25 protein-coding genes are annotated in these 20,154 nt (G+C 67.8%); 13 read left to right on the plus strand and 12 right to left on the minus strand.

Annotated elements, in window-relative coordinates; translation table 11 throughout:
- Nucleotides 1-33 precede the first annotated feature (33 nt).
- Complete coding sequence (locus BJ987_RS24855; RefSeq protein ID WP_209894724.1) at nucleotides 34-981, minus strand: coiled-coil domain-containing protein; 948 nt, start codon at nucleotides 979-981, stop codon at nucleotides 34-36.
- 494 nt (nucleotides 982-1,475) lie between these two features.
- Here BJ987_RS24855 and BJ987_RS24860 point away from each other — a divergent pair, with 494 nt between their 5' ends.
- Nucleotides 1,476-1,841 (plus strand): hypothetical protein, encoded by a 366-nt coding sequence (locus tag BJ987_RS24860; RefSeq protein WP_209894726.1) that lies wholly within the window; start codon nucleotides 1,476-1,478, stop codon nucleotides 1,839-1,841.
- A 12-nt stretch (nucleotides 1,842-1,853) separates the two neighbouring features.
- Here BJ987_RS24860 and BJ987_RS24865 read toward each other — a convergent pair whose 3' ends face one another.
- A complete protein-coding gene (locus BJ987_RS24865; protein ID WP_209894728.1) occupies nucleotides 1,854-3,005 on the minus strand; it encodes a DUF5925 domain-containing protein in 1,152 nt (383 codons plus the stop codon).
- Nucleotides 3,006-3,083: 78 nt separating this feature from the next.
- Between BJ987_RS24865 and BJ987_RS24870 the strand changes: the two genes are divergently transcribed.
- The 3 genes from BJ987_RS24870 to BJ987_RS24880 are packed head-to-tail and all read left to right on the plus strand — an operon-like array spanning nucleotide 3,084 to nucleotide 5,590.
- Nucleotides 3,084-3,491, plus strand: coding sequence for a YciI family protein (locus BJ987_RS24870; RefSeq protein WP_209899021.1), 408 nt, complete (start codon nucleotides 3,084-3,086; stop codon nucleotides 3,489-3,491).
- Nucleotides 3,492-3,497: 6 nt separating this feature from the next.
- Nucleotides 3,498-4,658 (plus strand): RNA polymerase sigma factor, encoded by a 1,161-nt coding sequence (locus BJ987_RS24875; protein ID WP_209894730.1) that lies wholly within the window; start codon nucleotides 3,498-3,500, stop codon nucleotides 4,656-4,658.
- Between the two features lie 50 nt (nucleotides 4,659-4,708).
- A complete protein-coding gene (locus BJ987_RS24880) occupies nucleotides 4,709-5,590 on the plus strand; it encodes an aldo/keto reductase (RefSeq protein WP_209894732.1) in 882 nt (293 codons plus the stop codon).
- A 9-nt stretch (nucleotides 5,591-5,599) separates the two neighbouring features.
- On the opposite strand, the gene BJ987_RS24885 is transcribed toward BJ987_RS24880, so the two are convergent.
- The gene (locus BJ987_RS24885) at nucleotides 5,600-6,022 is read right to left on the minus strand and encodes a hypothetical protein (protein WP_209894734.1); all 423 of its coding nucleotides are present in this window, start codon (nucleotides 6,020-6,022) and stop codon (nucleotides 5,600-5,602) included.
- A gap of 215 nt (nucleotides 6,023-6,237) precedes the next feature.
- Here BJ987_RS24885 and BJ987_RS24890 point away from each other — a divergent pair, with 215 nt between their 5' ends.
- The 5 genes from BJ987_RS24890 to BJ987_RS24910 all read left to right on the plus strand — a co-directional run bounded on the left by BJ987_RS24890 (nucleotide 6,238) and on the right by BJ987_RS24910 (nucleotide 10,142).
- Nucleotides 6,238-7,146 carry an SDR family NAD(P)-dependent oxidoreductase gene (locus tag BJ987_RS24890; RefSeq protein WP_209894736.1) on the plus strand — a complete coding sequence of 303 codons (909 nt, stop codon included), beginning with the start codon at nucleotides 6,238-6,240 and terminating at the stop codon, nucleotides 7,144-7,146.
- A gap of 81 nt (nucleotides 7,147-7,227) precedes the next feature.
- Nucleotides 7,228-7,839, plus strand: a complete 612-nt coding sequence (locus BJ987_RS24895) for a DUF998 domain-containing protein (RefSeq protein ID WP_209894737.1) — start codon at nucleotides 7,228-7,230, stop codon at nucleotides 7,837-7,839.
- Between the two features lie 36 nt (nucleotides 7,840-7,875).
- Entirely contained in the window at nucleotides 7,876-9,066 is a 1,191-nt protein-coding gene (locus BJ987_RS24900; RefSeq protein WP_307869749.1) for a site-specific integrase, read from the plus strand.
- A 27-nt stretch (nucleotides 9,067-9,093) separates the two neighbouring features.
- A complete protein-coding gene (locus BJ987_RS24905; protein ID WP_209894739.1) occupies nucleotides 9,094-9,813 on the plus strand; it encodes a M23 family metallopeptidase in 720 nt (239 codons plus the stop codon).
- 23 nt (nucleotides 9,814-9,836) lie between these two features.
- Nucleotides 9,837-10,142, plus strand: a complete 306-nt coding sequence (locus BJ987_RS24910; RefSeq protein WP_209894740.1) for a hypothetical protein — start codon at nucleotides 9,837-9,839, stop codon at nucleotides 10,140-10,142.
- A gap of 7 nt (nucleotides 10,143-10,149) precedes the next feature.
- On the opposite strand, the gene BJ987_RS24915 is transcribed toward BJ987_RS24910, so the two are convergent.
- The 6 genes from BJ987_RS24915 to BJ987_RS24940 form a co-directional block, all read right to left on the minus strand.
- The gene (locus BJ987_RS24915) at nucleotides 10,150-10,569 is read right to left on the minus strand and encodes a nitroreductase family deazaflavin-dependent oxidoreductase (protein WP_209894741.1); all 420 of its coding nucleotides are present in this window, start codon (nucleotides 10,567-10,569) and stop codon (nucleotides 10,150-10,152) included.
- Nucleotides 10,570-10,726: 157 nt separating this feature from the next.
- On the minus strand, nucleotides 10,727-11,080 hold the full coding sequence (locus BJ987_RS24920) for a RidA family protein (RefSeq protein ID WP_209899024.1): 354 nt from the start codon (nucleotides 11,078-11,080) through the stop codon (nucleotides 10,727-10,729).
- 170 nt (nucleotides 11,081-11,250) lie between these two features.
- Nucleotides 11,251-11,772 (minus strand): YbaK/prolyl-tRNA synthetase associated domain-containing protein, encoded by a 522-nt coding sequence (locus tag BJ987_RS24925; RefSeq protein ID WP_307869750.1) that lies wholly within the window; start codon nucleotides 11,770-11,772, stop codon nucleotides 11,251-11,253.
- Nucleotides 11,762-12,064, minus strand: a complete 303-nt coding sequence (locus tag BJ987_RS24930; protein WP_307869751.1) for an ArsR/SmtB family transcription factor — start codon at nucleotides 12,062-12,064, stop codon at nucleotides 11,762-11,764. Before BJ987_RS24930 ends, BJ987_RS24925 begins: the two co-directional genes overlap by 11 nt.
- 38 nt (nucleotides 12,065-12,102) lie before the next feature.
- Nucleotides 12,103-12,870, minus strand: coding sequence for an SDR family NAD(P)-dependent oxidoreductase (locus BJ987_RS24935; protein WP_209894742.1), 768 nt, complete (start codon nucleotides 12,868-12,870; stop codon nucleotides 12,103-12,105).
- 165 nt (nucleotides 12,871-13,035) lie between these two features.
- Nucleotides 13,036-13,581, minus strand: coding sequence for an SDR family NAD(P)-dependent oxidoreductase (locus BJ987_RS24940; RefSeq protein ID WP_209894743.1), 546 nt, complete (start codon nucleotides 13,579-13,581; stop codon nucleotides 13,036-13,038).
- Nucleotides 13,582-13,667: 86 nt separating this feature from the next.
- Between BJ987_RS24940 and BJ987_RS24945 the strand changes: the two genes are divergently transcribed.
- Together BJ987_RS24945 and BJ987_RS24950 are read left to right on the plus strand one after the other, a co-directional pair.
- A complete protein-coding gene (locus BJ987_RS24945) occupies nucleotides 13,668-14,177 on the plus strand; it encodes a MarR family winged helix-turn-helix transcriptional regulator (RefSeq protein WP_209894745.1) in 510 nt (169 codons plus the stop codon).
- 83 nt (nucleotides 14,178-14,260) lie between these two features.
- Complete coding sequence (locus BJ987_RS24950; protein WP_209894746.1) at nucleotides 14,261-14,878, plus strand: class I SAM-dependent methyltransferase; 618 nt, start codon at nucleotides 14,261-14,263, stop codon at nucleotides 14,876-14,878.
- Between the two features lie 125 nt (nucleotides 14,879-15,003).
- Here BJ987_RS24950 and rox read toward each other — a convergent pair whose 3' ends face one another.
- Nucleotides 15,004-16,488 (minus strand): rifampin monooxygenase, encoded by a 1,485-nt coding sequence (gene rox / locus BJ987_RS24955; protein ID WP_281070515.1) that lies wholly within the window; start codon nucleotides 16,486-16,488, stop codon nucleotides 15,004-15,006.
- Between the two features lie 502 nt (nucleotides 16,489-16,990).
- On the opposite strand from rox, the gene BJ987_RS24960 reads away from it, so the two are divergent.
- Complete coding sequence (locus tag BJ987_RS24960) at nucleotides 16,991-17,284, plus strand: hypothetical protein (RefSeq protein ID WP_209894750.1); 294 nt, start codon at nucleotides 16,991-16,993, stop codon at nucleotides 17,282-17,284.
- A 47-nt stretch (nucleotides 17,285-17,331) separates the two neighbouring features.
- On the opposite strand, the gene BJ987_RS24965 is transcribed toward BJ987_RS24960, so the two are convergent.
- Both BJ987_RS24965 and BJ987_RS24970 read right to left on the minus strand, forming a co-directional pair.
- Nucleotides 17,332-17,790: a nitroreductase family deazaflavin-dependent oxidoreductase gene (locus BJ987_RS24965; RefSeq protein WP_209894752.1), complete on the minus strand. Its 459-nt coding sequence runs from the start codon at nucleotides 17,788-17,790 to the stop codon at nucleotides 17,332-17,334.
- A 290-nt stretch (nucleotides 17,791-18,080) separates the two neighbouring features.
- Nucleotides 18,081-18,869 carry an IclR family transcriptional regulator gene (locus tag BJ987_RS24970; RefSeq protein WP_209894754.1) on the minus strand — a complete coding sequence of 263 codons (789 nt, stop codon included), beginning with the start codon at nucleotides 18,867-18,869 and terminating at the stop codon, nucleotides 18,081-18,083.
- A gap of 49 nt (nucleotides 18,870-18,918) precedes the next feature.
- On the opposite strand from BJ987_RS24970, the gene BJ987_RS24975 reads away from it, so the two are divergent.
- Nucleotides 18,919-20,139, plus strand: coding sequence for an FAD-dependent monooxygenase (locus tag BJ987_RS24975; RefSeq protein ID WP_209894756.1), 1,221 nt, complete (start codon nucleotides 18,919-18,921; stop codon nucleotides 20,137-20,139).
- Nucleotides 20,140-20,154: the final 15 nt, after the last annotated feature.

Genomic DNA, 20,154 nt, shown 5'->3' on the forward strand with positions numbered 1-20,154 from the left:
TTCGCTCACACAGCCGGAACGAGTCCGAACCCCTCACCCCGCAGCGCGCGGCGCATCCCGCTCCGACACCCGGCGCGCTTCGGCGAGTAGCTCGTCGAGTTGAGCTTCGGCGCGTTCGGCGCGGGCTTGGGTTTGGGCGCGCGCCTGGTCGAGGGCTTCGAGTCGCTGGGCGGCTTCGGCGCGGTTCTGTTCGATAGTGGTGGCCGCTTCGGCGCGGGCGGCGGCCAGGTCGGTGGCGGCGGTGCGGCGGGCTTCGGTGAGTTCGCTTCGGACGGCGTCGAGTTCGGCGCGCACGCGCCGCCATTCCGCGCGGGCCTCGTTGGCGGCTTCGGCGCGTTCGGCCGCGGCCTGTTCGGCGCGTTCGATGGCGCGTTCGGCGTCGGCGGCGCGTTGGACCGCGAGATCCCGTTCGGCTCCGGCGGCGGTGATCTGCTGGGTCGCTTCGCGCCGGATCTGTTCGATGTCCGCCGCGGCTTTGCGCCGCGCCTTCTCGATTTCCTCTTCGGCCTGTTCGCGCGCGCGGGTGACGTCTTCGGCGGCTTCGCGGCGGACAGTGCGGATCTCGGCTTCGGCTTCGCTGCGCGCGGCGAAGACATCGTCGGCCGCCTGTTTGGTCGCTCGCTCGACCTCGCGCAGCGCCTCGTCGCGGGCCGTATTCGCTTCCGAGACAAGCGCTTCCGCCTGTTCGGCCGCATCGGCCGCGTCCTCGGCGGCCGCTTCGGCCGAGACTCGCGCCTCATCGGCCTCGCGACGGGCCTGTTCGGCGGCGGCCGTGGCGATCTCCGCTTCCGCGATCCGCCGCCCCGCGTCGGCTTGCACCGCTTGGACCTGCGCCTCGGCCACCGAGGGGTCGGCGAGCGTGGACAGTTCCGCGACGGCGGCATTGAGGTTGTTGCCCAATTGGTCGGCGAGCAGCCGGAATTGACTGAGCAGTTCGTCGGCGCGCAACCGTGCCGCCGTCACCGGCCCCGGTGCCGTCACAGTGACGGAAGCGTCGGGTACCTCCGACTCCTGTTGCAGCCGTTGACGTTCCCGCCACGCACGCCATCGCGTGTGGTCTGGATGGTCACAGTATTCCGAGGGGCGGCCGGGTCCGCCGCCGCGCGTGATGGGTCGGACACATCCGGGATAGTTGCATACGCTGGACACCGTTGAATCGTAGCGTTGGTTTCGTCACTTACTACGTATTTATACGAAACGAAAACCGTGTCGCCCCAAAGGAGCCCCTCGCTGAACCGTGTCGTCCTGACCCCCGATAAGTGAACATTATCGGCGGTCAGGCTATTCGCCTTCCCTCCAACTACCTCGGGACTATTTCGTTTACGTTTGGTTGCGGCATACGAAACGAAACCGCGACGGAACCGGCGCAAAACTGTGCACCCGGTAGGTGCCAGCCGCAGTGCGCCAGACAAAACCCCAACGCGATAGATTGCGCAGGACCCACACGCCCTCCCCCCAGACGAACGGAGTCCGACGTGTCCGACGCAGAACCGATCAGCTGGGACCACCTCAAAACCCGGCGCCCCAGCGACGCCGATCGCACCGCGCTGCGCGACACGCTCGTCGAACGCGCCGTCGCGGTGCGCCAGCACGGCTGGGACGACTATCGCGAGGTTTGGACCCCGGGCGAGATGGCCGGTGTCGCCTATCTGCTGCAGGATTCCGCGCTGCTCGAAGAACTCGACGAGCACGAGGGTTCGGTGCTGACCAGGTTCGCCGGAGCCCTCTACGGGTTCGCCGGCGCGCGCAAGGAGATCGAGTCGGGACTGGTCGAGACCCAAGCCTGGTTCGCCGCGGCCCGCGCGGAACTGGCTACTCGCAGTTCCGGCACGGACCGCTAGTCTTCTGCCGATCTAGAGATACCCGGCGTCCGAGTATCCGGGGGTCGGGCTCGACTGGATGCGTGTGCGTTCCTCACGCGCCTCGATCAATTCCGCGAGGGTCATCCCCTCCGGCCCCACCACCGGTTTGGCCCGGTCGCCGAGCTCGCGGTCGAGCCACGCCTTGGCCTCCGCGGGCGCCAGCGGGCCGACCTCGAGTTGCGCCAGACAGCGCCCGGGCCGGATGACCGCCGGGTGCAACCGCGACAGATTCTCGTTGGTCGTGATCGCCACCAGCACGTCGCGGCCCTGACCCAGCATGCCGTCGGTGAGGTTGAGCAGACGCGAAAGCCCTTGCCCGGTGGACTCTTTCGCCGACCCGCGGATCAGCTCGTCACAGTCCTCGAGGACCAGTAGCCGCCATCGGCGTTTGCTCTCGTCGTAGCTGTCGACGCCCATCGCGACTTCCATGAGGTAGCCGGGGTTGGCGAACAACACCTCCGGGTCCAGCACACAGTCGACCTGACACCACTGCGACCATTCGCGGGCGAGCGCGCGCAGCGCCGAGGTCTTGCCGGTGCCGGGCGGGCCGTGCAGCAACAGTAGCCGGCCGCTGACGTCTTCGGCCCGCAATGCCATCAACCTTCGCATCGCCGCGCCGACGTCGGTGCCGTAGTTGCCGTCGATCTCGGTCCACGCCGCGGCGTGGATGTTGCGTTCGCGCCGCAGCGGGCCGTGCGGTCCGCTGTGCCAGAAGCCCATCGACACCTGGCTGTGGTCGGTTTCGGGTGCGACGGTGGCGTCGGCGCCGCAGATCTCGATGACGATGCGCGCCAGTTTCTCGGTGACCGCGCAGACGGTGAGCGCGGCGCTGCCGTTGCCGCGGCGCACGACGCGCAGGGTCCACCCCTCACCCACCGACAGGGTGGCGACCGTGCCGTCGTCGTCGCTGGTCCGCACGACCCGGGCATCTTCGGGGCACAGCGGTGCGTCGGGTTTCACGCCGTCGAGCTCCACGGCGACCGCGTGCGGTTGTTCACCGCTGATGTAGGGCGCGAGACCGAGCGCGTCGATGATGTCGCGCGGGGAATCGGAATCGTCGAGGTTCATCACCCACGAGAGCGCGGGCACAGCCGGCTCCTCGCGGCCGACCAGCCGAAGCCGTTCCTGTGGTGTCGAAGTCATTTCGATGATCTTCCGGCTATCCCGGCTCTCGGTCCACCCAATATTGTGGCCGGTGTCGAGATCATCGAGGAGACCATGATGGCCAAGTACCTGTTGCTCAAGCACTATCGGGGCGCGCCGGCGGCGGTCAACGATGTGCCGATGGAGCAGTGGACGCCGGAGGAGGTCTCGGCCCACCTGCGCTACATGGCCGATTTCGCCGCCCGGCTCGAAACCACCGGCGAGTTCGTCGACCATATGGCGTTGTCCCCGGAGGGCACTTTCGTCCGCTACGACGGCGAGGGCAAGCCGCCGGTCACCGACGGTCCGTTCGCCGAAACCAAGGATCTGATCGCCGGCTGGATGGTGATCGACGTCGACACCTACGAGCGTGCCCTCGAACTCGCCGCCGAATTGTCCGCGGCGCCGGGTGCGGGTGGCAAGCCCATTCACGAGTGGCTCGAGTTGCGCCCGTTCTACTCCTCGGCCCCGACCATCACGGAGTAGCGCGCGGTGGATGAGACTCTGCTGCGGTCGCTCACCCCGACGGTGATCGGGATTCTCGGTCGCCGTGGCGCGGATTTCGCGACGGCCGAGGACGCCGTGCAGGAGGCCCTGCTCGAAGCGGTGCGGGTGTGGCCGCAGGACCCGCCGCGCGATCCCAAGGGCTGGCTGGTCGCGGTGGCCTGGCGCAAGTTCCTCGACCTCGCCCGCGCCGACACCTCCCGGCGCCGGCGTGAGGAACTCGTCGAGGAGGAGCCGCCGCCGGGCCCCGCGCAGACCATGGACGACACCCTGCAGCTGTATTTCCTGTGCGCGCATCCCGATCTGACGCCGGCCTCGGCGGTCGCGTTGACACTGCGTGCTGTCGGCGGTCTGAGCACCAAACAGATCGCGCAGGCCTATCTCGTGCCCGAGGCCACCATGGCGCAGCGGATCAGCCGCGCCAAACGCACCGTCTCCGGCGTCCGCCTGGACCGGCCGGGGGATGTCGCGACGGTGCTGCGCGTGCTCTACCTCGTCTTCAACGAGGGCTACTCCGGCGACATCGATCTCGCGGCCGAGGCGATCCGGCTCACCCGCCAGCTCGCGGCCGCGATCAAACACGAGGAGGTGGCGGGACTGCTCGCGCTCATGCTGCTGCACCACGCCCGCCGCCCGGCCCGCACTCGTCCCGACGGCAGCCTGGTACCGCTGGCCGAGCAGGACCGCGGCTTGTGGGACACCCGCCTGATCGCCGAGGGCGTCGATATCCTGCAGGCCGCTCTGGCCCGAGATCGGTTAGGCGAGTTCCAAACTCAAGCCGCCATCGCCGCGCTGCACGCCGACGCGCGCACCGCCGCCGAGACCGACTGGGTGCAGATCGTGGAGTGGTACGACGAACTGCTGCGGTTCACCGACAACCCGGTGGCCCGCCTCAACCGCGCCGTCGCGCTCGGTGCGGCCGACGGCCCGCACGCCGGACTGGCGGCGCTGGCCGAACTCGACCCGTCGCTGCCCCGCTATGCCGCCGCCGCGGCCTATCTGCACGAGCGTGCCGGTGATCTCGCCGACGCCGCGCGCCTCTACACCGAAGCCGCCCATGCGGCGCCCAACCTGCCCGAACGCGGACATCTCACCCGCGAGGCCGCTCGACTCAACGCCCGGCTGCGAGCCACGGAGGCTCCCGGCTAGCCACTGCCGGGGATAACTCCGCCGCGCCGGGTCGCCCCTACCGTGGAGGCATGACCACCAACACGATCATGTTGAACAACGGCGTCGACATGCCGGCGCTGGGTTTGGGCGTGTACCAGACGCCGCCGGAGGTGACGGCCGAATCGGTCGCGGAGGCGCTGCGGGTCGGCTATCGCCACATCGATACCGCCGCCGTCTACGGCAACGAACGTGAGGTCGGCGCGGGTATCCGCAGTTCCGGGCTGGACCGCGCGGAGGTCTTCGTCGAGACGAAGGTCTGGATCAGTGATTACGGCACCGACGCGACCCTGCACGCCTTCGACAAGAGCGCCGCCAAGCTCGGTGTGGGCCGCATCGATCTGCTGATCCTGCACCAGCCGCTGTCCGGTGAGTTCGACCGCACCATCGACGCCTACCGGGCGCTGGAGAAGCTCCTCGCCGAGGGCAAGGTTCGTGCGATCGGTGTCAGTAATTTCATGACCGAGCACCTGAAGCGTTTGCTGTCGGCGATCTCCGTGCCGCCCGCGGTGAATCAGATCGAGCTGCACCCCTATTTCCAGCAGCGCGACGTGCAGAAGCTCGACAACCAGAACGAGATCCTGACTCAGGCCTGGTCGCCGATCGGCGGCATCACCGCCTATTCCGGTGCCGAGAAGCACACCTTCGACGATCCGACGCTGCTGAAGATCGCCGCGCAGCACGGCAAGACGGCCGCGCAGGTGATGTTGCGCTGGCATCTGCAGGAAGGCCGTTCGGCCATTCCGAAATCGACCAAACCGGAGCGCATCGCCGAGAACTTCGATGTCTTCGACTTCGACCTCACCCTCGAGCAGATCGCCGCCATCGACAGCCTCGACACCGGTGACCGCGGCGGGCCCGATCCCGACAGCATCACCATCGAAACCTATGGCCGGGAGATCCCCGAGGCCTGAACAGCGAGGTCAGGGCACCAGCAGGTACCACTCGGCGAAGGTGCCCTGCATGGGCCAGCTGGCGGCCATGATCTTGGCCGGGCCCATGCCCACCCACAGGTCGGCGGTGACGGTCTCGCCCGGAGTCGCGGCGGCGTGCACGTAGACATTGTGGTGGCGGGCACCGGCCGAACCGACCCAGCCCAGCGAGACCTGGTTACCGCACGGGCCGCGCTGATATCCCAGCGCGCGCACGTGGGCCCGGACGAAACCGGGGCGATGCGGGGCGGCTTCGACGGCCACGTTGATCGCGCCCGCGCAGAAGTTGGCGTTGCCGAAGTTGTAGAGGGTGGTGCCGAAGGGCGCGAATTGGGGAAGCGGGTCCGCTTGGGCGGGTTGCGCGCCGAAGACCAGCGCGCCCGCGCCCGCCGCCGCCAGGAGCCCTGCTGCCATCTGCCGAATCATCATCTGTGGATGTCCTTCCCGCATAACGACATTCGCGACGGTACTACTATCGGTAGGCGCGCGGAGTCGATTGCCGATATCGAGGGCACGGATACGGTCCGATCGTCCGGAATCGCTGCCCGTTCGTCTGAGTAGACCGCGAATTGTCGTTCCGGGCGTAGGTTGAGGCGGCAACAGAAACACCAGCTCCGGAGGGAGCGCTCATGACCACCATGGTGATGACCGGCGGCACTTCAGGATTCGGCGCGATCACGGCCGAACGGCTCAAAGGCGGTAACGCCCGGGTCATTCTCGGGGCGCGCCGCCCGGAATCCGACGTAGACACCTTCCCCCTGGATCTGGCCGAACTGGCCTCGGTACGACGCTTCGCCGACGCGGTCCGAGAAGATCTGGGCGACACACCGATCGATGCGCTCGTGCTCAATGCCGGGCTGATCCGGCCCGACGCCGACGGCCGCACCGTCGACGGATTCGAGACGACCTTCGCGGTCGATCACCTCGCCCACTATCTGCTGCTGCGGCTGCTCCTGCCCGCCCTGGCCGAGGACGCGATCGTCACACTGACCACCAGCGGAACCCACGACCCCGCGACCGCAACGAGCCTGGTCCCGCCCCGGCACGCCGACGCGGAACTGCTCGCCCACCCCGATCGCGATCCCGACCGGGAGTCCGACGCGCGTAAGGCCGGCCAGCATGCCTACACCGCCGCCAAACTGTGCGCGGTGCTGACGGTGCGCGCGGTGCGCGAACGGCACCCGAACCTGACCGTGCTCGCCTACGACCCCGGCCAGGTCTTCGGTACCGGGCTGGCCGAAGAACTCGCGCTGCCGCTGCGGATCGCCTGGAAGGTCATGGGTACACCCGTGGGCTGGCCCGCCCGCCGTTTCAGCCCCACCCTCAACACGCGCTCGGCGGCCGGAAACACCTTGGCCGACTTGGTGTTCCGGCTCGAGACCCCGCCCCCCGGCCACACCTATGCCGCGGTGCGCCGCGGCAAGCTCGCCTGGATCGAGCCGTCGGTCCAGGCCCGCGACGACAAACTCGCCGACATCCTCTGGCGCGACAGCGCTCGCCTGCTCGGCCTGCCCACCGGCGAGGATTCCGCACAGTGACGAATTGAACCCATACTCCTACCCCGGCGAAACTCGCCAAACCACACCAACTTTCCCGCGCCCGATCCCATAGTGGACGACATGATGAAGGTGAGCCGCTGGTGCGGCCTCCTGACGGGACCGCTGTTCATCGTCGCGTTCCTGATCGAGGGTGCGCTGCGGGACGGCTACAACCCGATGCGGCATCCGGTCAGCGCGCTGTCGCTGGGGCCGTGGGGCTGGACGGCCAGCCTCACCTTCGGTGTGTGCGGTGTCCTGGGGCTGATCTTCGCGGTGGGACTGTGGCGGGCCGGAGCGGTGGTGGCGGCGATGCTGGTGGGGCTGTGGGCGATCGGGCTGCTCGGGTTGGGCGTGTTCGTCACCGATCCGGTCAGCGGGTATCCGCCCGGGGTCCCCGCGCCCCCGCACACCACCCTGCACAGCACACTGCACAACATCTTCTCGGTCCTGGTGCTGCTCGGGCTCACCGCGGCGTGTTTCGTGTTCGCGGGCGATCGCGGCTGGCTCTGGATGGGCTATTCGCTGGCCTCGGGCCTGGTGTTCGGGGTGGCTTTCATGGTGGCGGGCAGCGGATTCGCGCAGGCGCCGAACCTGGTCGACACCGGCGGTCTGTGGCAGCGGATCGCGATCGTCGCCGGGTGGACGTGGCTGACGGTGCTGGCGTTTCTGTCGAAGGAGCTGTCGAGCGCATAGTGTTGGACCGCAACCGGAAACGTGGAAGGCGGTGCGGTGGACGCGGTACCCGAGCTGGTGCGCGACGAGCTGCGCCGCGGCGTGCGCAGTGTGCTGGTGGACGCTGCGGCGCTGCGGCTGGTGCGGGAACGATTCGACGACGTGCAGGCCGGGTCGCTGCGCCGGTATCTGGAGGCGTCGCAGTCGGCGAACACGTTGCGCGCCTATCGCACCGACTGGATCGCGTGGGCCGGATGGTGTGCCGGTGAACAGCGGCAAGCGCTCCCGGCCGATGCGCTGGATGTGGCCGTCTATCTGGCGGCGGCCGCCGACGCCCGGCGCGAGAACGGCGAATGGGCTTTCAGCCCGGCCACTTTGGAACGCAAGTCGGCCGCGATCGCCGCGGTGCATGCCGCCAACGGGCTGCCCTCGCCGACCCGCTCGGATGTGGTCCGATTGACCCTGCGCGGTATCCGCCGCACCCGCCGCACCCCACCGACCCGTAAACGCCCGGTCCTGCTGCACACGCTGGACCAGCTGCTGTCGGGTCTGCCCGTCCCCGGCTGGCCCACCGAACCCGCCCGCCGCCGCGACGCGCTCGCGTTGCTCATCGGTTTCGCCGGTGCCCTGCGCCGTAGTGAACTCGCCGGCTTGCGCGTCGCCGACGTGCGGGTCAGCCTCGATCACGGCACCGGCGAACCGCTGCTGCTGGTGCATCTTCCGACCACCAAGACCGATCCCACCGGTGTCGCCGAGCAGCGGGTGGCGCTGCCGCGCGGCCGGCATCCCCGCACCTGCCCGGTGTGCGCCTTCGCCGACTGGGTCCAGTTGCTGGAAATCCACGCCAACACCGGCTCGCCCGGGATCCGGGCCTGGCTCGATCACGCGCCCGCCGCCGACACCAGCCTGCATCGCTGCCACGGTTTCACCGGCACCCGCTTGACCGAAAACCCTGACCTGCCACTGTTTCCCGCCATCACCCGGCACGGCGGCATCGGTGCCGAGGCGATGTCCGGCCGCGCCGTCGCCGAACTGGTCAAACGCTATGCCGCCCGGGCGGGCCTGGATCCGGACCTGTTCTCCGGCCACTCGCTGCGCGCCGGCTTCGCCACCCAGGCCGCCCTCGGCGGCGCGTCCGACCGAGAGATCATGCGCCAGGGCCGCTGGACCAATCCGCGCACCGTGCACAACTACATTCGCACCGCCAACCCCTTGGAAGACAACGCGGTGACCAAACTCGGGTTGTAGCGGGCGTCTTGCGGGCATTCCCGCCCTGTGACAGATGCGCTGCCGCCCCGGTTCTGGCCGCTCGCCGCCGGGACCTACACGATCACCTCGGGTTTCGGGCCGCGCGCGGGCGGGTTCCACTATGGGCTGGATTTCGCCGCGCCGGTGGGCACGCCCTGCTACGCACCCGCCGACGGCGTGTGCGTGGAAGGAGCCGAGCGCACCGAGGTCCAGGGGTTCGGGCGATGGGTGTGGCTGGACTGCCAGGCCGCGGTCGGCGCGGATTTCGTCATCGGACACGGTGACCCGGCCGTGCGCCGCGGCGATCCGGTCCGGGCGGGCCAGCTCATCGGATTTGTGAACTCCCATGGTGATTCGAGCGGTCCGCACGCCCATGTCGAGGTGTGGACCGCGCCCGGCCGGGTGGGTGGCCGCGCCATCGACCCGGCCGGCTGGTTCGCCGGCGCACAGCATCCCCCACCCGGAGACGAGGAGCTCATGGCCCTGACGTTCGTCAATTTCGAAGGCAAGACCGTCGATGCCGCGACCGCGCTGTACTGGATCGATCGCCGCACCCAGCAGAACGAAGTGATGCTGATGGCGATTCTCGATCAGCTGCTGGGCCCCGGCGCGGGCCGCGCGGTGCGCGATCGCGCCGCCCAGCAGCAGGCGGGCTGGCCGCAGAACGGCGGCCGCTCACTCAACGATCTGACCGCCGCCATCGCCGAACAGCTCGACGTCCCCGGAGCCGAGGACACCGCGTCCTGACCGCAGCGGGCCTACGCTGGGGTATGAGCACTGGTTCGGTCTCGCTCTGGAGTCGAGACGGCTTGTATATCACCGCGAGCGTGCGGGATTCGGGGGCGCTGGTCATCGAAGGCCAGCACCTGAGACAGGGCGGGGAGTTCGAGTACACGCTCACCGTCGCCCCGGAGAAAGTGGTGTACGTACTGGAAGCCCTCGGTGGCAGACCCGAAGCCGACGTGCTCGAGCTGCTGGCCGCGAACGCCGAATCGATTGTGCGCCAGGGCGAGAAATCGTGGCTGGAAAGCCTGGGCCTCACGCCCGAATTCTGGACACGCGAGGGCGCACGGTGAATAGTGTTCAGCGCGGGCGCAATTCGAAGATCCGGAAGTGCCGCCCACCGGAAAGCTCGCATTCCATCTGGTAGCCGGGCCAGAACTCCACGGCCAGATCCCAGGCGCGTTTGCGCTCCACACCGGTGATCTCGGTGACGGTGGCCGCGCCGCATCGGCCGCGGTAGCAGACTTCGGCGGTCTCGGCGGCACGCAAGTTCGCCGACCACACCGGATGTTTCGGACTGCCCCAATTGGATCCGAGGACCAGGAACCGTTCGTCCTCGGGCACGGCCAGCAGCGAGGTGGTACGCGGCAGACCGGTTTTGCGGCCCGGCACCGTGATCTGCACCGACGGCAATCCCGCCACATCCAGGATTCCTCTGCGGCCCTGACTGATTCGGCGCACCCCGCGTTCCAGCCGCAAGATCGCGGGTTTTGCGCGCATGACCCAGGGACGCTGGGCCACCCGGCGAGCAACTCTGGCTAATGGATTCCGCATGCGCATCGAGTTACCCGCCGGCGTCGATCCACACCTGCCGTGCCGACCGCACACCACGGGCCTCGCCGCCGCCGGCAGTGTTGCCGGAGGCGGCGAGGCGGCATCACGCGACGGCAGTGCCCTCGAGTTCGACCAGCTGGCCGGGAATCGCCAGCCGTGTGACCCCGAGCATCGTGGTGGCCGGCGCCACCTTCGCCGCACCCAGCCGCGCCGCCAGCACGCCGTAGTGCTGGAAGAGCAGATCCACGTCGGTGGTGTAGACATTGAGCCGGACGAGCTCGGCGAGGGTCATACCGGCCGCGGTGAGCACCGCCTCCACATTGTCGAGGCTCAACGCCAACTGTGCCGCCATGTCACCGGCATGCTGAGGTTCGCCGGTCTCGCTCATCGCGGTCTGCCCGGAGCAGTACAGGGTCCGGGTGTGCCCGGAGACCAGCTCGCCCTGGTTGAAACCCATCTCCACCGACCACGTCACCGGGTTGACTGCCGTTCGTTCCGCTACCACATCAGCTCCATTCGGTTCATCGAAAGTACGTCCGTCACCTCGGCTCGGCAGCCGCTGTCTGACGCCGTGGTAGTAAGCCTCCCAGCGAATTACGACACCTTGTGTCGTGTATTTCCCTCGATCTAGGGCGCGGCCGTGATCGGTGCGGTTCGCGGCGCGGCCACCCGGGTGTAGTCGTCGGTGGCCAGTGCGATCGAGCGGTCCAACCGGGCAGCGTTGAAATACAGCTCGGGCGCCCGCAGCAGCGCCGGATCCACGATGAGCTCGAGGCGGGGGTGGTAACTGAACGGCAGCACGGTTCCGCTCACGCTGCCGGCCAATTCCTCGGCCTTGTCCTTGCTCGCGAAACCCACATACGTTCCGCCCAGCAGGGCGCGGATCGCCTGCAGATCCACGCGAGCGTCACCGGGCACCACCGCCAGCACATACCGGGTCTGCTTCTTGCCGATCTTGACCATGACGATCAGGCATTTCGCGGCCAGCGCGAGATCATGTCCGCGCAACGCGCTGACCTGCTCGGTGCGGCCCTCGGGCGCGTGGTCGATCAGCCGATAGTTCGCTCCGGCCGCCTCCAGATCGGCCACGACGCGTTCATACGCGTCGGCCGTCGGCCCCGCGACATCGTTCCGCGTATCACCAATCACCGCTCAACAACTCCTTGGCCTGCGCGATGCGATCTTCATCGCGCTGATAGAACACCCACTGCTTGATCTTCTTGCCGCGAACCAGACCGGCCTGGGCGAGGATCTTCAAATGCTCGCCGCAGGTCGGCTGGCTGACCCCGAGCTTGTCGGCGAGAAACAGCGAGCACACGCCGTCGCGCACCAGGTCGCCGTCGCGTTGCGGCGGGAAATGCCGCTCGGGTTCACGCAACCACTCCAAGATCATCAGACGTTTGTCGTTGGCCAGCGCCTTGACCAGATCCGTATCGAGCACGCCGCTAGTATGGCAATTAGCTAATTACCTGTCTACTGCTACCAAGGTAGCGGCCCGTCCTCGCTGAAGAAGCCCCCGGTGGGCCCATCCGCGCCGAGAGTCGCGAGCCGCACCAGCACCGCCGCGCCCTGTGCGACCGTCAGGAATCCGGTGTGGTTGTTGCTGTCGGTGTCCACGAACCCTGGCGCGGCGGCGTTGACGAGGATGCCGTCCTTGCGCAATTCGTTGGCATACTGCACGGTCAGCGCGGTGAGCGCGGTCTTGGACGGGGTATAGGCGGCCGAGGGCAGCAGCTCGGCGAAGGGACCGTTCGGATCGCTGAACAAGGTCACCGACGCGGCATGACTGGCGACGTTGACGATGCGCGCGGCAGCGGACCGCCGCAACAGCGGCAGCAAGGCATTGGTCACGGCGATCACCCCGAACACGTTGGTCTCGAACACTTTCCGAACCAGATCCAGATCGACCGTACTGGGTACCTGATCGAAGGCCTGGTCCGGATCCACCTGCCCGGACCCGGTGATGCCCGCATTGTTGATCAAGACATCCAGCCGCCCGAAGCGCTGCTCGACCTGCTCGGCGACCGCTGCGATCGTCACGGGATCGGTCACATCCAGGGTGACCGCGTGCGCGTCACCTCCGATGGCCCGTATCGCCGCGGCGGCATCCGCCCCACGCTGCGGATTGCGCGCGCCGACCAGGACGGTCATACCGAGTGCCGCCAGTTGCTCGGCAGCGCCGCGCCCGATCCCCTTGTTGGCTCCGGTAATCAGCGCGACCTTCTGGTACGCGGAATGCTCATTCATGACATCGACCTCACTGTGCTGGGGAATTCCTGGACGGTCACTAGATGACCGGGACACTCCCCCTGTGACAGCACGTGGGTGTGAGGCGCGCCACTCCGAAGATATTGCGGCTCAATTCGGTTGCGAGCCGGGTCAACTCCTTTCGGGGCTTCGATTACCGCAGGCTCATCGGGTGGTGTAGGCACCACCGTTGACGTGCAGGGTTTGTCCGGTGATGTGGCGTGCGCCCGGGGAGGCCAGGAAATGGGTGGTCTCGGCGATATCGTCCGGGTGGCCCGGCCTTCCGTTGTGGGTGGCGGCGATCAACTCCGCTCGGCGCTGGTCGCTGAGATTGCCGTGGAAGAAGTCGGTCTCGGCGATGTATCCGGGCGCGATCAGGTTGGCGGTCAAGCCTTTCGGGCCGACTTGGGCGGACAGGCCCGCGGTCCAGGCCGCCAGTGCCGCTTTCGCCGCGCCATAGGAGTTTCCGGCGTATTCCGCGCCGATGGAACCGATGTTGATGACGGAGCCGCCGGGGCGCAGTTTGTCCAGGACGGCCGTGGTGGTGAGTACGGCGCTGAGCAGATTGGCGTCCAGGTTCGCTCGCCATGCGGCGTGCACGTCTTCCAACCGCGTGCGCTGCGCACCGGAGCCAGTGAAATCGGTGTTGCCGCCCGCCATGTTGACCACCACGTCGAGGTCGGCACCCAGTTCGTCGGCCATTCGGGCCATCGAACGATTTCGAAGTCGACCGCTATCCGATAGGTCAGCTCCCGACCTGGCCCGCCGCCGATATCGCCGCGGCCTGGCAACGCGAATTGCCCGGCGCGCGCACCGAATCCATCGAGATCATCACGCCGATCTGGCGAATCGCGAAGATCCTCGCCGACGATCGGCGACGCACCTTGGCCGAACTCGGGATCGATCCGTCCACACTCGATCTGCTCAGTGTGATCAGGCGCGCCGGCCCGCCCTACGAACTCACCACCCGCGAGATCGGCCTCCGGACGCTGATCACCGCGGGCGCTGTCTCCCAGCGCGTCGCCCGGGCCGAGGCCGCCGACCTGGTCGAACGAGCACCGTCGACGGCATCCCGCCGTGCTGTCGCGGTCAAGCTCACCGATACCGGCCACGCACTCATCGAAACGACAGTGCGCCGACTGCTCGAACACGAAGCAGACATGATCGGCACGCTCCCGGCGGACAAGCGCGCGGCACTGTCCGAAATCCTTGCCACGCTGGAACACACACTCGTCGCGGAACCGCCTGATGCGGATCGAACCACCTGGGACAGCGACGTGCGCCGAATGACTGATCCGAAAACCTGACGGCCCAAACAGATCCGGACCGCTCAGCAGCCGACACCCTCGAAATTCCGCACCCGGCCCGATGGACACCGTAACGTCGAAGCATGCTGTCGAATCCGGGTAACCCCGACACCGACGTCCCTGTGCAGCGCTGGCAGGACATACCCGGGTGGTTCACCTGGCGAGATGCCCAGGAAGAAGCGGTCGCGCACTTTCCCGCGGGCAGCACCTTCGTCGAAGTCGGCAACTATCTCGGTCGCAGTCTGTGCTCGCTGGCGGAGGTCGTTGCCGAGAGCGGTAAAGCGTTCACCGTCGTCGGCGTCGATTATTGCCGCGGTAGCGGACCGGAGGGAGTTCGCGGCATCAACGCGCACGGCAAGGCGGTCTCCGCCGGTGGCGGCACCTTCGCGGGTCTACTGCATCGCAATGTGATCGACTGCGGCTTCGGTGACCGAGTTCTACTCGTGGTCGGCGATTCCGAGGCCACCGCGGCTCTGTTCGCCGACGCCTCCCTCGCCTGGGTGCACATCGATGCCCGGCACGACTACGAGAGCGTGGCCGCGGACATCACCGCATGGCGGCCGAAGGTCAAGCCCGGCGGCTGGTTGTCGGGCGATGACTACATTCCCTCGGCCTGGCCGGGCGTCGTCGCCGCGGTCGACGAACTCCTCCCCCGAGCCCAGCCGTGGTCGGCCATCCAGTGGCGCTGGGTGAACGAGTAGCCCTCTCGCCCACCAGGATCGACCGCTGCCTGAGGTGGCGGCTGCTGACTACGGGCGGGAACCCGCCCGTAGTCGATTCGCATGGCGCGCAGTGTCGGCCTGGCCGCCGCACATCCTTCCGATGGTCAGTCCCGATCGGCCGTTCGATCCTTCGCACAGGCATTCGTTTGCTCAGTCGCGAAATCAGTGCCGGGCTTGCCGAACCAGCGAGTGAGGTGGTCGTCCAGGTGCCGCTGATCGTCACCGAGCCAGGCGATATGGCCGTCGGGGCGCAGCAGGACGCACGGAACATCCAGTGCCGCAGCAGGATCCGCGAGGTAGTCGACGCGGTCCGACCAACCGCCGACGGTCAGGCGTCCGGTGCGGTCCAGCAGCAGGCCGCGGCCGCGATGCAGCAGACCGTAGAGGCGGCCCTGTTTCAGATCTATGTCGGGCAGGCGGCGGCCGAGCAGGTCGGGGCCCTCCCCAAAGTCGTAACAGATGTCGATCGCGGTGATCTGCCCGATCAGATAGCGGTTCACCTCGTCGAAGTCCATCAGTTCGGTGAGCAGCCTGCGCACCGCCTGTGGCCCAGGTTCGGTGGAGTGCAGTTCCATTTGTGCGCGGGTGTTGTCCAGCACGTCCGCGGCGACCGGATGACGTTCGGCCTGGTAGGTGTCCAGCAAAGATTCCGGCGCCCAACCGCGAATCTGCGCGGCCAGTTTCCAGCCGAGGTTGAACGCGTCCTGAACGCCCAGGTTCAGGCCTTGTCCGCCGGTGGGCGGGTGGATGTGCGCCGCGTCGCCGGCCAGCAGCACCCGCCCGACTCGATAACGCTCGGCCAGCCGAGTGGCATCGCCGAAGCGGGACATCCAGCGCGGAGAGTGCACGCCGAAATCGGTTCCGGCGAAGGCGCGCAACTGTTGTTTGAAATCGTCGAGGGTCGGCGGCTCGGCACGATCGCTGACTCCTGCGGCGGGGACCACGACGCCGTAGGACCCCTCGCCGAAGGGCTGGACCCGGAAACGCTTATTGGTCGCGTAGATCTCACCCGCTATGGCGGCGATCTCTTCCTGCGGCACACCCACTTTCATCTCACCCATGAGGGTGTCGTTGCGTGCGGGCTCGCCGGGGAAGCCGACGCCGAGCAGTTTGCGTACCGTGCTGCGCGCGCCGTCACAGCCGATGAGGTAGCGCGCACGCAGCTTCTCCCCGTCGGCCGACTCGACGGTCACGCCCTCGTCGTCCTGCTCGAAATCGGCCACCGCGCAACCGCGTCGGACTTGCGCGCCCAATGCGATCACATGTTCCTCGAGCAGCTGAACGATGACCGGCTGCGGAATGCCCAGCAGATAGGCGTGCGCCGAATCCAGGCCCTGAGGCGCGGGTTTGGGGATGGCGGCGAAGATTGCGCCGACCGGACGCCGCCGTCCGCGTTCGAGCAGATGATCCAGCAGTCCGCGCATCGCCATCAGCTCGAGACTGCGCATATGCAGACTGACTATGCGCACGAATGACACGGGCTCAGGTTCCTTCTCCAGAAGGAGGACTCGCACATCGTGCAGCCGCAGTTCGGCGGCCAGCATCAAACCGGTCGGCCCGCACCCGGCAATGATCACATCGAACGTCAGGGGCGTGCGTTCGCTGCTGGAGGCCCGTGACCGGAGACCGGAGACGTCACCGGCGGTGACATCGCGCTCGATCGCTGCGTTCGACGACGGGGTGGACTGCGGAGAATTCACAGGTGTTGCCTTTCGGAGCGCTGGTGAACGGCGCTCCCGGACGACGACCTATCGCCCGACCATGACCCACGAGGGGAGCACCCATGTCGATAGTGCGTTCACGGATACCACCTCCTCGGTCTCTTGCACGGCCTCCGAAAGGTAACAGCGGTCGCCGTGGTTCGCCAACAGGTTTTGCGGAGTTCGAGCGCCCAGCGGCCCGCCCTCATCGACAGCCCAGCCGCACTATCGCATCCGGAACTGCCGAATCATCCTCTACCGGCGCACATCCCGAACTTCGTTGGACCACTGGGACCCCACAGGTAGGCTCGTCGGAGGCAGTTGCCTGACGAGCAGGTGAGCTGCATACGGGAAGGCATCCAAGGTGGGGCAAGTACGGATTATCGCTCACTTGACCACCTACTCGCCCGCCGTGCTGCGGTCGATGCCGGATCGCCCCGGAGGAAAAACGCTGGAGCAGTGGAGGTATCACTTCGGCGGGTCGCTGGAAAGTGAACTCGCGGACCCGTTCGGCGGTCGACGCCGGATATCCCTCGCACCGCTCGCCGATCTCTCGGACGACACCTACATCGACCTGATGTTCGTGCACTCGCGCCCGGGCGGCTTCCAGCCGGGCGACAACGGCCCGGATTCGGTGGTTCTGACCGAATTCGATGCTCCGCCGGACACTTCCACACTCGGCTGAGTCAGGCCGGATGCCTGGCACACCGGTCTGACTCCCGCCTCGGCCTGTCAGAACCGAGATTCGGCCTGCGGCGTGAGCACGACGATCGGGATCGTCCGGTCGGTGTGCTGCGCGTATTCGTCGTAGAGCGGGAAGATCTGGGCCATCTGCGGCCACAGGGTCTCGCGCTCGGCGGCGGTGGCGACTCGGGCGTGGGCGGTGAATCGGCGGGTGCCGGCCTGGACTCCGACGCTGGGGTCGGCCAGGAGATTTGTGAACCATGCCGGGTCGTGAGCCGCGCCGCCGTTGGAGGCGACGACGACGAAATCTTCACCTGAGCGACCGTAGATGAGGCAGGTGCGGCGCGGTTGACCGGTGGCGCGCCCGGTGGTGGCCAAAACGAGCGCGTGCACTCCGTCGTTCACGTGCCCCTCGGTGCCGCCCGAGGTCATATAGACGCGGGTTTGCTCGGCGACCCAATCCAATGGTGAGTCGGTGGCATGGTCAAGGTCTTCGGCGACGGCCATGTCGGCGGTCCTTTCCAGATCGCAATGAGCGGTGGTCGCGGCCTGCGATGGCCGCTGTACCCCTGGGACGGAGCCCGCACCACATTCTCGACATCCAGACTCCGCTCCGCTCGCCGAATGTGGCGTGGCGGGAATTCCGCGCGCCGGGCGGGTGATCGATCGTCGCCGATACTGTCCGTTGCGCTACAGCCCTGGGTAGCCGACACCTTCGCCGAGCAGCCTGCTGCTCGGACAGATCAGCGAAAGTTGTCTACTGACCAGGTCTTTCGAACGAACGCGGGCAGCCGCGGTCAGCTGTTCATGCCCAGATCGATGATGGCGAGATCCTGCTCGATCTGAGCTTTGGCGTCGAGCACCAGCGGAGCGAGGGTCCGGCCGACCAGTGCGGGGAAGCGATCCGCGCGGCACGACAGCGACAACGCGCCGATCGCACCACCGTCACGGTCGGCGATGGCCGTGCCCACCGCGGCCACCCCTCGTTCGGTGGCCTCGAAATTGACGGCGAAGCCACGCCGCCGCGTGGCCGCCAAATCGGCACGCAGGGCATGGAATTCGCGGTCGGTGAGCAGTGGCTCGCGGCCGGATCGGTAGAGCTGGGTGAGCTCGTCCTCGGGCAGCAGGGCCAGCAACGATTTGCCGCCCGACGCCAGGTGCGCGGGCATGACGACACCGTCGCGATCGTGGGTGGCATACATCGACTGGGCGCGCACGGTGCCCAGGAACCGGACGCTGTCGCGGACCCGGATCATCAGGTTCGCCGATTCACCGCTGCGCCGCGACAGCACCTCCAGATGCGGCTGGCACAGCGCGCGGAAACCCTTGGTCCACGCCAGCCGCGCCGGCGCCGCGTCCAGCGACGGTCCGGGCAGGTAGACGTGCGCGTCGTCCTGCACCGCGAAACCGCGGTAGGCCAGGGTCTGCAGCAGACGATGGGCACTGGACCGCGAGATGTCGAGGTGGGCCGCGGCGTCCATGACCCGCAGGCTGCCGTAGTCGCGCAGTAACTGCAACAACCGCAGGCCACGGTCGAGCGAACCCACCGCCGTGGCCGGTCGCTCGGGCAAGGGGGGATTTCGCATAGCGGAATCATATTCCGTCGCCGGACCCGCCAGGCCCACACTCTCCCGCATGGAAAACTGTGACTCAGGTAACGACCGCGCGCTGGTGGTCGGCGGCGGAATCGGTGGTCTGGCCACCGCACTCGGTCTGCTCAAGTCTGGAAAAAAGGTCGTTGTGCTGGAACAAGCGGCCGAGTTCGGCGAGATCGGCGCGGGACTGCAACTCGGCCCGAACGCGACGCGAATCTTGGACTCGTGGGGTCTGCTGGAACAGGTGACGGCGATCGGAGTCCTGCCGCGCAATCTCGTCATGCGGGACGCGATCTCGGGGGCGGAGCTCGGCCGGCTTCCGTTCACCGCGGAATTCACCGCTCGCTTCGCAGCGCCCTACGTGGTGATCCACCGCACGGACCTGCACGCGATCCTGCTCGACGCCTGCCGCGCGGCCGGGGCGGATCTGCGCACCGGAGTCCGGGTCGAGCACGTCGAGGACGGCGGCTCGACGGTCGTCGCCGAGGACGGGCGCACCTTCAGCGGGGAGGCGACCATCGCCGCCGACGGCTTGCACTCGATCCACCGCCGCGCCCTCGTCGGGGACGATCTCATTCCCTCCGGCTACGTCGCCTACCGCGGCACCATCCCCGTCAGCGCCGCCGGTGCCGCCGACCGCGCGCTCGACGACGTCGTCGTCTGGGTGGGCCCCGGCAGCCATCTGGTGCAGTACCGGCTGCGCGCCGGCGACATCCTCAACCAGGTGGCGGTCTTCGAATCACCGTCCTTCCTGCGCGGTGCGGACCAATGCGGTGGCGTCGACGAACTCGACGCCGCTTTCGCCGGCTGCCACCCCCGGGTGCGCGAGGCCATCGCCCATATCGGCAAGCAACGCCGCTGGCCGCTCTATGACCGGCTACCCGCCCAGAACTGGGCCACCGAGCGCCTGGTGCTCACCGGCGACGCCGCCCACCCCATGCTGCAATATCTCGCCCAAGGCTGCTGCCAGGCCCTCGAGGATGCCAAAACCCTCGAACTGCTCGTCGCCGAAACCCCGCAGGCCACCGACTGGCCCGCGGTCATCCAACGGTTCACCCGGGCGCGCATTCCCCGCACGGCCGAGGTGCAGACCAAGGCACGCCTGTTCGGCGAACTCTGTCACGCCCGCGGCATGCACCGCCTGCTCCGCAACGAACTGCTCGCCAAACTCGACACCGGCGATCTGCTCGACTACGCCGACTGGCTCTATCGCGGCCCCGTCTTCGACCTCATGCGGCACACATCCCGCGCCGTCGCCTGAATTACCCACTGCCAC

The sequence above is a fragment of the Nocardia goodfellowii genome (assembly GCF_017875645.1).
In the GTDB taxonomy this organism is placed as follows: domain Bacteria; phylum Actinomycetota; class Actinomycetes; order Mycobacteriales; family Mycobacteriaceae; genus Nocardia; species Nocardia goodfellowii.

Bases quoted from the DNA above. Each gene is read 5' to 3' on its own strand.
- BJ987_RS24865 (WP_209894728.1), bottom strand. From the start codon at position 3,005: ATGACTTCGACACCACAGGAACGGCTTCGGCTGGTCGGCCGCGAGGAG.
- BJ987_RS24870 (WP_209899021.1), top strand. From the start codon at position 3,084: ATGGCCAAGTACCTGTTGCTCAAGCACTATCGGGGCGCGCCGGCGGCG.
- BJ987_RS24880 (WP_209894732.1), top strand. From the start codon at position 4,709: ATGACCACCAACACGATCATGTTGAACAACGGCGTCGACATGCCGGCG.
- BJ987_RS24885 (WP_209894734.1), bottom strand. From the start codon at position 6,022: ATGGCAGCAGGGCTCCTGGCGGCGGCGGGCGCGGGCGCGCTGGTCTTC.
- BJ987_RS24890 (WP_209894736.1), top strand. From the start codon at position 6,238: ATGACCACCATGGTGATGACCGGCGGCACTTCAGGATTCGGCGCGATC.
- BJ987_RS24895 (WP_209894737.1), top strand. From the start codon at position 7,228: ATGATGAAGGTGAGCCGCTGGTGCGGCCTCCTGACGGGACCGCTGTTC.
- BJ987_RS24910 (WP_209894740.1), top strand. From the start codon at position 9,837: ATGAGCACTGGTTCGGTCTCGCTCTGGAGTCGAGACGGCTTGTATATC.
- BJ987_RS24915 (WP_209894741.1), bottom strand. From the start codon at position 10,569: ATGCGCGCAAAACCCGCGATCTTGCGGCTGGAACGCGGGGTGCGCCGA.
- BJ987_RS24920 (WP_209899024.1), bottom strand. From the start codon at position 11,080: ATGGGTTTCAACCAGGGCGAGCTGGTCTCCGGGCACACCCGGACCCTG.
- BJ987_RS24935 (WP_209894742.1), bottom strand. From the start codon at position 12,870: ATGAATGAGCATTCCGCGTACCAGAAGGTCGCGCTGATTACCGGAGCC.
- BJ987_RS24940 (WP_209894743.1), bottom strand. From the start codon at position 13,581: ATGGCCCGAATGGCCGACGAACTGGGTGCCGACCTCGACGTGGTGGTC.
- BJ987_RS24950 (WP_209894746.1), top strand. From the start codon at position 14,261: ATGCTGTCGAATCCGGGTAACCCCGACACCGACGTCCCTGTGCAGCGC.
- BJ987_RS24965 (WP_209894752.1), bottom strand. From the start codon at position 17,790: ATGGCCGTCGCCGAAGACCTTGACCATGCCACCGACTCACCATTGGAT.
- BJ987_RS24970 (WP_209894754.1), bottom strand. From the start codon at position 18,869: ATGCGAAATCCCCCCTTGCCCGAGCGACCGGCCACGGCGGTGGGTTCG.
- BJ987_RS24975 (WP_209894756.1), top strand. From the start codon at position 18,919: ATGGAAAACTGTGACTCAGGTAACGACCGCGCGCTGGTGGTCGGCGGC.